The organism is Polaromonas sp., from assembly GCF_029945685.1.
Classification (GTDB): domain Bacteria; phylum Pseudomonadota; class Gammaproteobacteria; order Burkholderiales; family Burkholderiaceae_C; genus Polaromonas.
Genome location: NZ_JAQSDA010000007.1, coordinates 28090 through 42608 on the forward strand (window position 1 = coordinate 28090; position 14519 = coordinate 42608).

The following is a 14519-nucleotide window of genomic DNA, read 5'->3' on the forward strand; positions in this document are numbered from 1 at the left end:
CGCGATACCAACAAGCCCTGACTTTAAACCGGGGAGGCGCGGCCTGCTGTAGAGTCAAGCCCTGACCAAGGAATGAACATGCGCGACCATGAAAGCGAGCAGACTGGGCGCTTGCTGCTGCACCGGGCTATCGCATCGAGCCAGAACGGCATCACCATCGGACGCGTGGACAAGGGACAGATTCCCCTGATCTATGCCAATCCCGCGTTCTATCGCCTCACGGGTTACGGGCCCGAAGACGTCATCGGCAAGGACTGCCGCCTGCTTCAAGGCAACCAGACCGAGCAACCGGGCCTCAAGACCCTTCGGGCCGCCCTGGCGCAAGGCGCGGACGCCACGGTGCTGCTGCGCAACTTCCGCAAGGACGGCAGCGAGTTCCTGAACGAATTGACCGTCTCGCCGGTGCTGGGCGACGCCGGCGTGCTGACACACTACGTCGGTATCCAGCATGACGTCACCGAACGCGAAAACGACGCCCGTGCCATCGCGGCCCTGAACCTGTCGCTGGCCCGGCGCGGCGAAGAGCTGCAGCTGGCCAACGAGAGCCTGCGCTCCTTTTCATCGTCCGCATCGCATGACCTGCGCGCACCGCTGACTTCCATCAAGGGCTTTTGCGCCGCCTTGAGAAAATCCGTCGATCTGCCGGCAGACAGCCGCGCCGAACACTTCATGAACCGGATCGAGGTCAACGCCCAGCGCATGGAGCAGCTCATCGAGGCCTTGATGGAACTTGCCCGCTCCACCGCGAGTGAGCTCAGCGTGGTGCCCTGCGATCTGTCCCAGATGGCGCGCGAGGTGGTGGAAGCGCTGCGCAGCGCTTCTCCGGCCTTGGAGGTAGAAGTGCACATCGCAGCCGACCTGAGCGCCGAGGGCGACCCGGCCCTGCTGCGCTCGGTGTTGCAAAACCTGCTGGGCAACGCCCTGAAGTATTCGTCCAAAACCCCGGGCGCCACCGTTCATTTCGGCTGCGAGCCGGGGCCCTCGGGCGAGCCGCGGTTTTTTGTGCGCGACAACGGCGCCGGTTTTGACATGGCCGGCGCCGGCACGCTGTTCGGCACCTTTCAGCGCTTCCATGCAGAACACGAGTTTCCCGGCACCGGCGTCGGGCTGGCCACGGTGCGGCGCATCGTCACCCGCCATGGCGGCATGGTTTCTGCCGAATCGGCGCCTGGCAAAGGCGCGGTGTTTTACTTCACGCTGGGCACGCCGCGCGCCTGACCGGCACAAGCAGCCCGGTGCTTCAGCTTCGGCGCAAGTGCTCCTGATTTGATAGCTTTCTGCGCTTTCTGGACAAGGGCTGGCGGCCGGTTTTATGCTCAATTCGCGGGGACAACGCGCAGCCGAGCCGGCGACAACATCGCTTCGGTCAGGCCAAAGCCGGCGATGCGTTCCGGCAGCGGCAGGCCGCGTGCCAGTGCGGCGCAGGCCTCGCCCATGGCCGCCGAGGTCTGGATGCCGTAACCGCCTTGCGCCGCCAGCCAGAAGAAACCCGGCGCATCCGGATCAAAGCCGCCCACCAGGTCGCCGTCTGCCACAAACGAGCGCAGCCCGGCCCAGGTGCGTGTCGGGCGGCGTATGGTGAGCGTGGTCATCTCCTCGATCTGGTGAATCGCCATCGCGATGTCCAGCTCCTCGGGCTGGACGTCTTGCGGCGTCACGGGGTCGGCGTTGGCCGGCGAGCCCAGCAACATGCCGGCGTCGGGCTTGAAGTACCAGCTCTCGCCGATGCTCGCCGCCAGCGGCCAGGCCGCGCTGTTGATGCCTTCGGGCGGCGCAAAGATGAAGGCCGAGCGGCGCCGCGGCTCCAGCCCGATGGGTGCGACGCCGGCCAGCGCCGCCACCACATCGGCCCAGGCGCCGGCTGCATTGATGACCACAGGCGCTTCGTAGCTCTTGCCGCCTGCCGCTACCCGCCACCGGCCGCCCTCGCGCGCCAGCGCCGTGACCTCGGCGTTGCAAATGACTTGCCCACCCGCGCGGCGCAGGCCGCGCAGAAAACCCTGGTGGATCGCGTCCACGTCCATGTCGGCGGCGTCCGGCTCCAGCACTGCGCCCAGCACCTTGTCGGGGCGCAGCACCGGCACCAGCGCACAGGCCTGGGCGCTATCGAGCAGGCGCGCATGCGGCGTGACGCTGCGGAACACCTCCCACTGCGCCGCCAGCAGCGCCTCTTCGCCCTGCGTGGCAACCATCATCGCGCCGCGCGGCGAGATCAGCGGGTGGTCACTGAAGCCTTCCGGCGGGTTGGCAAAAAACGCGCGGCTGGCCATGGTCAGCGCCCGCACCTGGGCCGTGCCATAACTTTCCATGAACAGCGCCGCCGATCGCCCGGTCGAGTGGTAACCCGGCTGCGACTCGCGCTCCAGCAAGGTCACCCGCCCCTGCGGTGCCAGCCAGTAAGCGACCGACGCCGCAGCGATACCGCCGCCGATGAGGATGAAGTCGCTGGGTTCAGTCATGGTGACGGGCTTTCATCTTGGGCCGAATGGTTGAGGGACGCTCTGATTTTGATAGCTGCTGGCGCACGACCGACAAGGGCTGGAGGCCAATTTGATGCATCATCGGGCATGCAGCTGGGTCGATCGGCAGGCGGGCTAACTAACTGGCTAACTGGCTAACTGACGGGCTATCGCGGCCGGTACATGCGAAACAGCTGCTCCGGCCCGATGGTGAAGTAGTCGCCCGGCCCACCGCCGCGCAGCACATGGCCGGCGTTGGCGGTGTCGTACACGCCGTCTTTCAACAAGGCCTTGGCAATGTGCACCGCCACCACCTCGCCCAGCACCAGCCAGGTGTCGACCTTGCTGCCGTCCACGCCTTCGAGCTGCAGCACCTGCGTGCGCCGGCATTCGAACGAGACCGGGCTCTCGAGCACACGCGGCACCGCCACCACGCGCGAAGGCGCGGGCGTGAGGCCGGCCAACTCGAACTCATTGACCTCGGGCGGTACCGCGGCGCAGGTCTGGTTCATCTGCTCGGCCAGCGCGCGCGTGGTGAGGTTCCACACAAACTCGCCGGTGGCCTCGATGTTGCGCACCGTGTCCTTGTAGCCAATGCTGGCAAAACCCACGATGGGCGGCACGTAGTTGAAGGCGTTGAAAAAGCTGTAGGGCGCCAGGTTCAGCGCACCGGCCGCGTTGTGTGAAGAGATCCAGCCAATCGGCCGCGGCCCGACGATGGCGTTGAACGGGTCATGCGGCAGGCCGTGGCCGTGGCGGGGTTCGTAGAAGTGGGTGGTGTCTGGCAAGGAAGATCCCGAAGTAACTGTTGGACAACGATAACCGAGGACGCTGGAACCTGCCCGGTTCAACAGCCTACCTCCTTTCTCCCCGACGTTGTTGCTTGAGAAGATCTCAAGCATTTCCGGCCTATTACTCAGCGACGTACTGCCGGAACTGATCAACAAAGTAATGAAGGCACCAACCAAACCATCGATCAAGCTCGGCAACGGAAGTAGGGTAGTGTTGGTGCGGAAGTGGCGTCGTTGCGTTAGCGAAATATCCTTTCAACGAGAAGGCATCTACGTGCTGCCAACGTGCGATTGTGGGCAAATGAAGGTGTTGCAATATCGAGTCTGTGTTAGAAACCATGCCCGTTGCAAATTCGTTCAGAAATTGATTCGGCGATGAATCGAGGGAACCGGCCATAAATCCAGTTTGCGGCGGCAATGTACTTCTAAGGCGCTGCTTTGCAGCTTTAGTTAGTGGTATGGAGTCAAAATGAAAATGAGGATGCGCAATACCAGAGCCATTAAAGACCAAGGATAGTTTTAACTTTTCCTCCACTGTCGCATCAGCGTAGTAAATGTCTGCTGCTTCTGGCTCATATTCATAGGGCTCCCATTCACATCGAAGCCATTGATGAAGGCCTCGATCTTCTAGGGCGTCTTCAGCTTGCACGTAAAAACGCATTCGAAGACCGCCAAACAACCATATATCCAATAATTTGTTGGCTGCCGTCCTGCTTGTTTGAATGGAACTAGACGCGGCTGTTTGAAGGGTAACTATTTTTCGCCGCCAGTCGTTCTTATCTGGTGGAACCTTACGCCACTCTTCCTCGAACGATAAATAGAGCGTGAATGCAGTGCCACGCATGATGCGACCCGCCCACTCAGGACCACGTTGAGACGTCGCCTTTATTAGCCCATCCACTTCTGATTCAAGCATCCTGATTGCGACAACATCTGGACTGACTCTTTGACGGTCAATTTGGTAGCCACTTTCCGGAGCGGTAGCAAGCACTCGGGAGAATGCAGCGGCCCTTTGACTCAGCTCCAAATCATTCAGGATCAGTAGCATGTCAATTACCTTTTCAGCAATTAACGCACTCCAAAAGCGGCGTGAGCAAATTTCTCCAATTCCAAAGGATTTGAGACAAAAATATTTGCGAGTTCGCGGACCGTCTCTATGCGATCAAATCCAGTTGCCAAATTGTTTATGGTGTTCCAATCAGGAATGGGGAGCTCGTCAATATATTTCGGCGCCAGATCATATTGGCCTCCCGCGATGTTGACTGAAACCGTTTTGACTAAGTTCAGAAAAAAATCGGATGCGAAAAGAAACGCATATGCATGCAGGATGATTAGCTTTGTTTCTAGCGAGGCATTTGGTGCTAATCGACGCCAAACTGGATTCCAGCCATAACCTTGGACGACAGCATGCCGACCGGTTTCGTCGACTGCAAAGCCCAATTGCTTTTGTCCCAAGAACATACGGCTGACAATTCTTGGGTCAAACTTGCGTAGCCATGCACGATCCCATGAAAGCTCCCAAATTTCTGGGTTTCTCGGCCTTTTTCTCAGAATATCCAAATTAGGCTCAATGAATTCTTCAAAATAGGCAGGATAGCGGTTGCGGAAATCTAGTTCGGAAAGAATGGGCCTTTGGAGACTGTCGGCAAAAAACACTTGAGTTGAAGCTACTATTTTGAATTGAAATATCCCGTCTTTTTCCGCAATCGGTCGAAAGCCAACATGTTCTTCTTTGGGCAATTTCGCGACTTGTTCATTAGTCAATACAAAAGCCGCTCGTGCTCCAGTCCGAATACCTTGCTGCACTTTAAAAAGGTCGGCGAGACGAGGAAAATTACGTAATCGAAGTGCTTCAATGACACCCTCACTTCCTGCATCGGAAGGCGCCCAACTGGTTCGTCGCGTTAGTTCTCCTTGACGAATCTGATATGTGCGCCAACTTCGAAGCCCGTCACTATCGGGTTGTTGATAATTTCCGCGTCGCAAGCTACGTAATGCCGCCGAGGAAGCCCGCGGATCTTCGTTGGCCCACAGCATTAATGTCCTTCGACTAAGCGTCGAAGAAGGCGCAGACCGTCGCACCACTAATGCAGCAATGTTGACCATTGCATAGTCGAAAATATAGTGATCTCCAAGGGAGCCAATCAAGCTGACCTCAGCTTCTTGGCTTATTTTCTCTCTCCATTTGCGGGAATAATCAGAAGTCAAGACTCCAATTGGAAGGATGGTCGCCAAAACTCCGCCTGGCTTCAATAAACCATAGGCAAGATTCGCAAAAGCCAAACTGAGATCCGGTTTACCAGCAAAGACTCCGTCCAGATGCTGTTTAACCGACGCACGTCCATCGCCACTACTTTGTTCCCAAGAGCGGAAAGGCGGGTTCATCAAAATGATGTCAAAGTCCCCAAGTGGTGGCTCTAAAAGAGTGTTCCCTAAGTTGATATCGAGACTTATTCGAGAAACGTCTAAATCGCGGGCAGCACTCAGTGCAACAAAGCGAGCAATCTGTACCGCATAGGGTGAAATATCCCGTCCAACTAGCTCAATGCGCCCAGCATAATTTGCGCGAGCCAAAGCTCGCACGACCTCGGCAAGAAATACTCCAGATCCGCATGAAGGGTCGCAAATACGTAGTAAATTTCCGCCTGTTTTTCCTTGGATTGCAGCCTCCGCAAGGGATCTAGCTAAGCCGGGGGGGGTGAAATAACCACCGTGCTGGAGTGAGTCCGGAGCACCGAATTGAGCCGTTTGGCGTCCGGTAAAGAGCTGGTATTGTGGCGAAAAAGTTAGTTGCGCTGTAGCGCGCTGGAAAATTGCTCCGCCCGCATGCCGTATTGCGATGCCGCAGTGAAGCTGGAAATTTTCAGGGGGCGAGATATCGAAACCGTACGGAAGCGCTTTTTCTAGAATCCGACTCATCTGCTCGACGCATTCCAGCGGCAGATGATAGATTTCGGCCAGCTCCTCAATTGAGGTATCTCCTGGCTCGGTCAACTGGGCCATGAATAGCAGTAGCGTACGGGTTGCCAACAGGTCTGGCTGTTCGACTTGTCCTAAGCTCCGAGCAGACTCGCGAAAGTAATCTAACCGCCTCAGGAGAGAATCTACAACCGTCGCTTTTGGCGATTGCCGATCACCAGACAAGTATTCAAGAAATCGGTCTAGGTTTGAGTTAACGTCAGAAATGGAATAAGGCTCTGGCGATTCAGGCCGTGCAACGGATGTAACCGTTACTTTCTGGCTTTGGGTGTCGACCCAAACATGTTTTCTCAAGTTTGCAGACCAGGCCCAGCTCGCTGGATTCCTGGGGTCATTGGTGCTACTTTGCGCAACCGACAAGCTAAAGCTTGCACCCACGCCATCTAGCAATGCGTAATGTTCGCCAAGGCCAAAATGCCGGTCTGGCGTTCCGAACAATCCAGACAATGCCAATCCCAGCTTTTGAGACCAATCTTTTGCGATGTCCAACTTTTCCATTTTGATCCCTAGACACATCTGGCTTTAAGGGATAAAGCCTTTTTCGCAATCGATAGTGCCAACTACCAGCACTTGCTAGTTATTTGTATTTTATTCCTGAAAATGAGCAACCACAAGGAGTATTATTCCTAATATGCGTGCTCCTCGGGAAAAAAACTTCACACATCAAGTCTGTGAACGACTGACGGATTTTGCGTTTAATCAGCTACGTCTTACGCCCAAAGGTCTGGCCGACTTGTTGGGATGCGATCAATCGATGGTGTACAGAATTAAACGCGGTGAATCACTTCCGGATGTTGGGCGTTTGGTTGAGCTTTGGTCATACGCGCGAAATGTGGGCACGCCATTGAACTTTGAATGGCTTCTCACAGGACAAGCATCTCTAGGCATGATGGAACTGACCAGCACAAAGCATGCTGAGGCTCTCAGCCTACTTCAGCAATTGGACGAACGTGGAGTTTCTTCATTGATGCCTGTGTTACAGCTGTTATCCGAACGATTGAGCGGCGTCCACCACGCTCCTAAGTGTTAGGCATTTCGATTGCATTACGTTCGTTGATGCAATTCCGCACTCAATCTGGATCGGAGTGGATCAAAGGGTCAACTCGACTTTGGGGCTGGGATCAACTGGACGATGGCGCAGTAGCCTGGCGGCTTTAATGCAATCGGTTTCGCGCTGCTTGCCGTCTGTCGCGGTCAGTTTCAACTGTACGATTTCCTCGTACGGTTGCCCGGAGCCCGCCTCCTGCGCCAGCTTGCGTTTGAGGTCTGACCAGTAGCGCTTGGCGCTTTTGCTCTCAGTCAACACCTGCACCACATCAATAACCGAGAACCACCAGGTCTCGGAGGCTTCGTCAAACACGCGGCGGATGGACTGACCGTCAAAGCTGGCAGGCGAAACTTTCATGGCGACCCCTTGGAGCGGCAGCAAGTGTGCTGCGTGATGAATACTGTATTTTTGCACAGTATGTTGGCGCCGCCTACAAAGACTTGATTTGCTCTGCTTTTTATAGCTGTTAGCGCTTATTCCATGCTCGCTAGCAGCCTATTTGACACACAACGCATACCCCGTACTGCGCCCCCCACCCTCCAGCCTGCGCAGCACCCCCCGTGCCAGCAGGTCATTGATGTCGCGCAGCGCGGTGTCCGCGGAACACTTGCCCAGCGCTGCCCATCTGGCGTTGGTGAGCTTGCCTTCAAAGCCGTCGAGCACGCGGTTCAGCACCTGGGTTTGGCGTGTATTCATGGGGGTGCCGGCGCAGCGTTGCCAGAACTGGGCTTTGTCCAGCACGCCGGCCAGCGTGGTGTCCGCGCCTTGCACGGCGCGTAGCAGGCAGCCCAGGAACCAGCTGAGCCAAGGCGTCACGTCCAGCTGGCCTTTTTGCGTGGTCTCCAGTTGCGCGTAATAGTCTTTGCGTTCGCGCTGGATCTGGGCGCTGAAGCTGAAAAAGCGTTGGCCGGTGCCCTCGGCGCGGGCAAGCGCCATGTCGCCCACGGCGCGGCTGATGCGCCCGTTGCCGTCGTCAAAGGGGTGCAGGGTCACCAGCCGCAGGTGTGCCAGTCCGGCCTTGATCAGCGCATCGCCTACCGGGGCGGCATTGAACCATTGCAGGAATGCATCCGTTTGCGCGGGCAAGGTATCGGCAGGCGGTGCGGTGAAGTGCACTTTCTCCCGGCCCACAGGGCCAGACACCACCTCCATGGGACCACTGGCATCCGAGCGCCAGCCGGCCACGGTGATGCGCACCCGCCCGCTGTAGCCCGTGGGAAACAGCGCGGCGTGCCAGCCGAACAGGCGCTCTTGCGTCAAGGGCTTGTCAAAGTTGCGGGTGGCGTCCAGCACCACATCGACCACACCATCCACGTGCCTGTCGCTGGGCGCCAAGGCGCCAATGTCCAGCCCCAGCCTGCGGGCAATGGACGAACGCACTGCGTCCAGGTCAAGCCGCTCGCCTTCAATCTCGCTGGTCTTGATGACTTCCTGGGTCAGCACCTGCAAGGTGGCTTGTTCGCGTTGCGTCATGCCCAACTCGGCCATGCGACCCATGAGCTGGCCTTGCGCCCGGTGCACCTGTGCCAGGGGCGCGGCCAGCGCCGAAGCGTCGTAGCTGAAGTGCGGCCAATCGGACGACTGCCAGATGTAGCGGGGATTTCGGGGGGGTCGATGCGCGCGCATGCGGTGATTATGCATCATATTCACCGCATTTTTTGCGGCGAATGAGGCCGCAAATCGACTCACGTACCATGCGCACTGACCCGGGGCCTTGCCCCATTCCCCGTGACACGCTGCCGCACGCCTCGTGCGCTGTGGCCGTCGCGCAGCCTGCCGACGGCCTGAGGACGAAAGAAAAGTAGCAAAGAGCGTGAAATCTGCAAGTGACCAATGGTTCGACGAAGCGTACTACCAGCGCTATTACTTTGACGAAAAAACCGGCGTGGTGGACCCGGCGCATGTCGCGCGGCTGGGCACCTTTGTATGCAGCTACCTGAAGTACCTGCGCGTGCCGGTGAAGCGGGTGCTGGACATGGGTTGCGGCATTGGCGTGTGGCGCGAGATTGTGGCCACGCACTTTCCTGATGCGAGTTACCAGGGCGTGGAGTACAGCGCTTACCTGTGCGAACGTTATGGCTGGGAGCGCGGGTCGGTGGTGGACTACACATCGACAGAGCCCTTCGACCTGGTGATCTGCCAGGCCGTGCTGACCTACCTGAACCCGGCGGATCTGAAGCGTGCCCTGCACAACCTGGGCCGCCTGTGCCGGGGCGCGCTGTATGTGGAGGCCGCCACGCGTGAAGACTACGAGCGCGACACCATTGACGATGAACTGGCCGACCCGCGCCTGTTTCGCCACTCGGCGGAGCTGTACCGGCGCGGCCTGCGCGAGGGCCTGACCGAAATTGGCGGCGGCGTTTGGCTGAGCCGCCGGCTTGATGTGCCGCTGTTTGAACTGGAGTGCGCGGGCAAGTACTGAGCGTGTGCCGCTCACCGCGCACCAACCCGGCTGGCGCGGCCAGCGCGCTCAAGTAACATGCCCCCTTGCATTCGCCCGATCCCCGGGCGTCCCACGGAGACAACATCAATGTTCAGTCATGTCATGGTCGGTGTCAGCGACCTGGAAGCCTCAAAGAAGTTTTATGACGCGGTGCTGGGCACACTGGGCTTGGGCCCCGGCGTCGCCAACAAGAACCGCTATTTCTACCGCAGCCCGACGGGCAGCTTCGCGATCACCACGCCCATCGATGGCGAGCCGGCCTGCCATGGCAACGGCAGCACCATCGGCTTCAAGGTGGATTCGCCAGAGCAGGGTGCCGCTTTCCATGCGGCCGGTGTGGCCAACGGCGGCACCACCTGTGAAGACCCACCGGGCTTTCGTGAAGGGCCAACGGGCAAGCTCTACCTGGCCTACCTGCGCGACCCGGACGGCAACAAGCTCTGCGCGCTGCACCGGCCCGCTGCCTGATTCATCACCCCCGGCGTGCGGGCCAGCTTGGCGCTGCATGAAACCCGTGCCCCAGGCCCCCCACGCCCTTCCTCATGCGGTCAGCCTGCTGCGCAGCGCGCGCCTGGCGCGCAGCGCCAAGCCTTTTCTGGCGCGCGGCGGCCCGCGCGGGGAGCGCTGCGCCGGTTGCCGCCTGGTGCCCAGCCACTGCCTGTGCGCCTTGCGCCCGGTGCTGCCGGTGCGGGCGGGCATGTGTCTGATCATGGCCGACATCGAGCCGCTCAAGCCCAGCAACACCGGCTGGCTGATTGCCGATGTGGTGGCCGGCACCTTTGCCTTTGGCTGGGCCCGCACCGAGGTGGACCCGGCGCTGCTGGCCCTGCTGGCCGATCCGCAGTGGCAGCCCTACCTGGTGTTTCCGGGCGAGTTTGTGGCGCCAGAGCGGGTGGTGACCGGGCTGCAACACGGCGCTGGCGCGGGGCACGCCGCGGGCAAACGCCCGCTGTTTGTGCTGCTCGACGCCACCTGGCCCGAGGCGCGCAAGATGTTTCGCAAAAGCCCTTACCTCGACAAGCTGCCGGTGCTGAGCCTGCAGAGCGAGCAGCTGTCGCGCTACCGCCTGCGCCGCTCGCAGCGCGACGCGCACTTCTGCACCTCGGAGGTGGGGGCGCTGTGCCTGGAGCTGGCCGGTGAAACCCACGCGGCGCAGACGCTGGAGGCTTACCTGGACGTGTTCACCCACCACTACCTGCGCGCCAAGCAGCAGTTGCCGGTGGACCTGGAAGATGCGGCGCACCAGCGGTTGCTGGCTTTGGCAAACCGCTAGAAATTTGACGCTCTTTTTTTGATAGCTGCTCGCGCCCGCACCACAAGGGCCAGAGGCCGATTTGGCTTGAAGGTTGGGGGCCAAGGGCCAAGGCGCGACAATGGAGCCCATCACGCCCGGCCTGGCCGGGCGTCACCCCCACCTCCAAAGCCCCACCATGACCGACGACCTGAACCGCAAGACCGAACTGAAGAAGATGGAGCTGTGCGACTCGTGCGCCGGCATCCAGCGCAACTGGCGCAAGGCCCCGGGCCACCCGGAGCTGGTGCAGGGCGCCAACCGCCAGGAAAGGCGCGGCGGCGCGCTGGTCACCGTCACCAAGTACCGCTGCGACCGCTGCGGCACCGCCTGGGAATACGAAAACGACAAGGCCAACCTGAAGGCGGGCTGGTCGGTGGTGGGGCGCTAGGCCACCCAGGCCTGTTGCCGGCCGACGCACACCATGCTGCGCGCCTGAGGCTTCAACACGGAGCCAGCTTGGCCAACATCTGCCGGCCGGTGTAGCCCTCATCCACCCCTTCGACCAGAAACGCGATGCCGCGGGAATTGCGGGTCCGCAGCGGCAAAATGGCCTGGTAGGCCTCTGACTGATACCACTGCCTGGCGCTGGCCATATCGGGGAAGGCAATGGCGATCAGGTCGCCGGCCCAGGGGCCCTCGACCACTTCGGTCTTGCCGCCATGGATTTTGAACACGCCGCCAAACGGCGCCAGCGTGGCGTCAATGCGGCTGATGTACTGCGCAATCTCGTCATTGATCTGAACATCGCGCAGGACCGCGAAGGCATAGGCTGGCATGGGGTTCCCTTTTTTCTGTTGGGTCCATGCTCTCCTGATCGGTCTGCGGCGGCAATGACCTGTGGGGTAAAACCGGAGCAGGCTTGCTGCCGTGCCCCGGCTGGCGCGTAAAAAGCTGGAGGTGCAGTTCAGCCCACGGACCGGGACCGCCCATAAAAAAAGACAGGCCAAGGCCTGTCTTTTTTGTGTTGGCGGGCGCAGCTGCCGGGCAGCCGCTGCCTTGCCAATTTACTTGCTGCCGGCGGCTTTCACGTCGGACTTGGCTTCTGCCTTGACGGCATTGGTTTCGACCTTGGCGGTGGCTTTGTCGGCAGCAGCGTTGGCCTTGACGGTTTCCACCTTGGTGTCGGCCTTGATGATGGTTTTGTCGGCTTTGGCGTCGGCGTTCACGCTGGCTTTTTCAGCTTTGGCGGTGGCCTTGGCTTTGTCTTCTGCGTCGGCCTTGGCGGCTTTGGCATTTGCCTTGGCTTTGGCCTTGGCGGACTTGGTCACGGCCTTGGTTTTCTTTTCAGCGGCGTTGACTTCTGCCTTCTGAACCTTGGTGTCGGCCTTGGCGTCGACCTTGGCTTCGCTTTTCACAGCAGCTGCCACCGACTTGTCGGCCTTGGCTTCTGCCTTGACCACCGCAGGTGTTGCGGGCACGGCCGGGGTAGCGGGCGCGGCCGCTTGCGCAAATGCAGCGCCGGTCACGAGGGTAGCGAGCAGGGCGGCGAGTAATTTGTTCATGGGAGTCCTTTGAGTGAGCTGGTTGTGACCCGTGACCAGATGAAGTCATGACGATCCCGTGTACAACGTGCGGCGCGGCCAGACCGACGACGCAACACACAAGTTGTTTCAAGTCGGGACGTGCGCTTTACATGGCAATGCCCGCGCGCGGCGGTCAGCGCGCAGTCTTCAGCGGCTGCAGCTCGAAGCGCGGTGCGGACCGGGTCAGCAGGCGGGCCTTGGCGGTGGCGGCGGGCCAGGCCGCGGGCACTTCGTGCATGAGTGCAGCCATCAGCGTGCGCATGTCTTCATGGGCCGACTCGTGCAGGGCTTCGGCAACGATCAGCACCGTGCTGGTGTCGGCGCTGACGGCCGACAGGCTGCTTTGCCGGTTGGTCCAGCGGCGCGCGTGGGCGTTGTCGGCCTCGTCGACAAAAATAATCTCGTGTGGCTCGGGGTGTTCGAGCTCGCCGGAGAAGGTCTGGTAGTGCTCGAGGCCGTTGGCGTGGCGCACCTGCAGGTCGCCCACCACCTTGTCCAGGTCGAACACCGCCACCGGAATGGCAAAGGCCGCCGAGACCGCATTGCACAGGTCCACCAGCGGGTGCAGCCGCGGCAGCGCGCCCTCCTTGCGCAGGCGGCGCAGCAGCGCCTCGGCCGCGCAACGGTACTTGGTGGGTTTGAGCCCCATCTTTGAAAACATCTGGCGCCATGCCTTGATCTCCGGCAGCTCGCCTTCGCCGTGACTGGCCAGCCGGGCCGCGGCCATGCTGCTGAAACGCGCCACCTGCGGGCCGACGGCCGCTCTGGCGCTGATGCCCCGCACAAACATGGCACCCGGTACGAGCTCGGGGCACTGGGTCCAGATCTCGCTGGAATGGCTGAAGAACATGGTCCTCCCTGTTTTCTGTCAATCACGGCCCGCCGGGCTGCTCTCGCCGCGGCGCGCGGGCACTCCTGTTGTTATAGCTGCTTTCGTCCGTGTGGTTTGGGCTGGCGGCCGGTTGGACGCTTCAACCCCGCAGACCCTGCGCAGTGGAGCCGTGGGCGGGGCCGGAGAAAACCGTCATGAACCGGCGGGCTCCATGACGGCAGCACGCCCGTTTTCATCCTCCATTTGGGGGATGCCAAATCGCCGCCGGGCCGCTACAACCGGGGGCACAACAACTCACAAAACGCACGCCCGCTTTTTCAGGACCGCACCGTTCCTGCAGCGCTGGCTGCAGAAGGGCAACCACTCATGTTTACAGGCAAGGCGTCTCCACTGTCGCAACAGGGAATCGACACGGTGCTCGGCAGGCTGGGGGTGGACGCCCCCGCACTGTGGGCGGTGCTGACGGTTGAAACCAGTGGCTGCGGCTTCCTGCCGGACCGGCGGCCCAAAATCCTGTTTGAACGGCATTGCTTCAGCCGGCTCACGAAGGGTCGTTTCGATGGACAGGCGCCCGACATCAGCAACCGCAGCGCGGGGGGTTACGGGGACGGCGGCGCGTTCCAGTATGAGCGGCTCACCCGGGCCATGGCACTGGACCGGGAGGCGGCGCTGGAAAGCACGTCCTGGGGCCTGGGCCAGGTGATGGGGTTCAATGCCGCCAGGGTGGGTTTTGCCGATGTGGCTGCACTGGTGAGCGCCTGCGAGGCGTCAGAAGATGCGCAGCTGGACGCCATGGCGGGGTTCATCGAGCAGGGCCATCTTGCGCCGCACCTGCGCAACGCCGACTGGGTGCAGTTTGCCTTCCACTACAACGGGCAGGATTTCCAGAAAAACAAGTACGACGAGAAGCTGGCGCTGGCCCACAAGCGTTACCAGCTCGGGCCCTTGCCCGACCTGACGGTGCGCACCGTGCAGCTGGCGCTGATGCTGCTGGGTTATGGCGGCGCGCGCTTTGTGGATGGCTGGTATGGGCAGGCCACGCAAAAGGCGCTGGTCAAATACCAGCAGCGTGCCGGGCTGCCGGCGTCCGGCGTGCCCGACGACGCCACCATGGCCCGCCTGTCCACCAACCTCGGCTGGTAGAACCGGC

General features: G+C 60.6%; 15 protein-coding genes. 6 read left to right on the plus strand and 9 right to left on the minus strand.

Features of this window, described 5'->3' with window-relative positions; translation table 11 throughout:
* The first annotated feature begins 78 nt into the window (after positions 1-78).
* Positions 79-1218: an ATP-binding protein gene (locus PSV26_RS04125; protein ID WP_300568127.1), complete on the plus strand. Its 1140-nt coding sequence runs from the start codon at positions 79-81 to the stop codon at positions 1216-1218.
* A 98-nt stretch (positions 1219-1316) separates the two neighbouring features.
* Here PSV26_RS04125 and PSV26_RS04130 read toward each other — a convergent pair whose 3' ends face one another.
* The 6 genes from PSV26_RS04130 to PSV26_RS04155 form a co-directional block, all read right to left on the minus strand.
* Complete coding sequence (locus tag PSV26_RS04130; protein WP_300568130.1) at positions 1317-2459, minus strand: FAD-dependent oxidoreductase; 1143 nt, start codon at positions 2457-2459, stop codon at positions 1317-1319.
* Between the two features lie 167 nt (positions 2460-2626).
* Positions 2627-3247, minus strand: a complete 621-nt coding sequence (locus tag PSV26_RS04135) for a flavin reductase family protein (RefSeq protein ID WP_300568133.1) — start codon at positions 3245-3247, stop codon at positions 2627-2629.
* Between the two features lie 124 nt (positions 3248-3371).
* The gene (locus PSV26_RS04140) at positions 3372-4298 is read right to left on the minus strand and encodes a hypothetical protein (RefSeq protein WP_300568136.1); all 927 of its coding nucleotides are present in this window, start codon (positions 4296-4298) and stop codon (positions 3372-3374) included.
* Between the two features lie 20 nt (positions 4299-4318).
* Positions 4319-6727 (minus strand): N-6 DNA methylase, encoded by a 2409-nt coding sequence (locus tag PSV26_RS04145; protein ID WP_300568139.1) that lies wholly within the window; start codon positions 6725-6727, stop codon positions 4319-4321.
* A 592-nt stretch (positions 6728-7319) separates the two neighbouring features.
* Positions 7320-7634: a hypothetical protein gene (locus tag PSV26_RS04150; protein ID WP_300568142.1), complete on the minus strand. Its 315-nt coding sequence runs from the start codon at positions 7632-7634 to the stop codon at positions 7320-7322.
* 138 nt (positions 7635-7772) lie between these two features.
* A complete protein-coding gene (locus tag PSV26_RS04155) occupies positions 7773-8903 on the minus strand; it encodes a Fic family protein (protein WP_300568145.1) in 1131 nt (376 codons plus the stop codon).
* Positions 8904-9090: 187 nt separating this feature from the next.
* Between PSV26_RS04155 and PSV26_RS04160 the strand changes: the two genes are divergently transcribed.
* The 4 genes from PSV26_RS04160 (at position 9091) to PSV26_RS04175 (ending at position 11402) form a co-directional block, all read left to right on the plus strand.
* Positions 9091-9699, plus strand: coding sequence for a trans-aconitate 2-methyltransferase (locus PSV26_RS04160; protein ID WP_300568148.1), 609 nt, complete (start codon positions 9091-9093; stop codon positions 9697-9699).
* A gap of 108 nt (positions 9700-9807) precedes the next feature.
* Positions 9808-10188 carry a VOC family protein gene (locus PSV26_RS04165; protein WP_300511918.1) on the plus strand — a complete coding sequence of 127 codons (381 nt, stop codon included), beginning with the start codon at positions 9808-9810 and terminating at the stop codon, positions 10186-10188.
* Positions 10189-10225: 37 nt separating this feature from the next.
* Positions 10226-10993 carry a tRNA-uridine aminocarboxypropyltransferase gene (locus tag PSV26_RS04170; RefSeq protein WP_300568150.1) on the plus strand — a complete coding sequence of 256 codons (768 nt, stop codon included), beginning with the start codon at positions 10226-10228 and terminating at the stop codon, positions 10991-10993.
* A 157-nt stretch (positions 10994-11150) separates the two neighbouring features.
* Positions 11151-11402 carry a hypothetical protein gene (locus tag PSV26_RS04175; protein ID WP_096671011.1) on the plus strand — a complete coding sequence of 84 codons (252 nt, stop codon included), beginning with the start codon at positions 11151-11153 and terminating at the stop codon, positions 11400-11402.
* Positions 11403-11454: 52 nt separating this feature from the next.
* Here PSV26_RS04175 and PSV26_RS04180 read toward each other — a convergent pair whose 3' ends face one another.
* The 3 genes from PSV26_RS04180 to PSV26_RS04190 form a co-directional block, all read right to left on the minus strand.
* Positions 11455-11790 carry a DUF1330 domain-containing protein gene (locus PSV26_RS04180; protein WP_300568153.1) on the minus strand — a complete coding sequence of 112 codons (336 nt, stop codon included), beginning with the start codon at positions 11788-11790 and terminating at the stop codon, positions 11455-11457.
* Positions 11791-12018: 228 nt separating this feature from the next.
* Positions 12019-12516 (minus strand): hypothetical protein, encoded by a 498-nt coding sequence (locus tag PSV26_RS04185; RefSeq protein WP_300568156.1) that lies wholly within the window; start codon positions 12514-12516, stop codon positions 12019-12021.
* Between the two features lie 154 nt (positions 12517-12670).
* Positions 12671-13387, minus strand: coding sequence for a phenylalanine--tRNA ligase beta subunit-related protein (locus tag PSV26_RS04190; protein ID WP_300568159.1), 717 nt, complete (start codon positions 13385-13387; stop codon positions 12671-12673).
* Between the two features lie 348 nt (positions 13388-13735).
* Between PSV26_RS04190 and PSV26_RS04195 the strand changes: the two genes are divergently transcribed.
* Positions 13736-14512 (plus strand): N-acetylmuramidase domain-containing protein, encoded by a 777-nt coding sequence (locus tag PSV26_RS04195; RefSeq protein ID WP_300568162.1) that lies wholly within the window; start codon positions 13736-13738, stop codon positions 14510-14512.
* Positions 14513-14519: the final 7 nt, after the last annotated feature.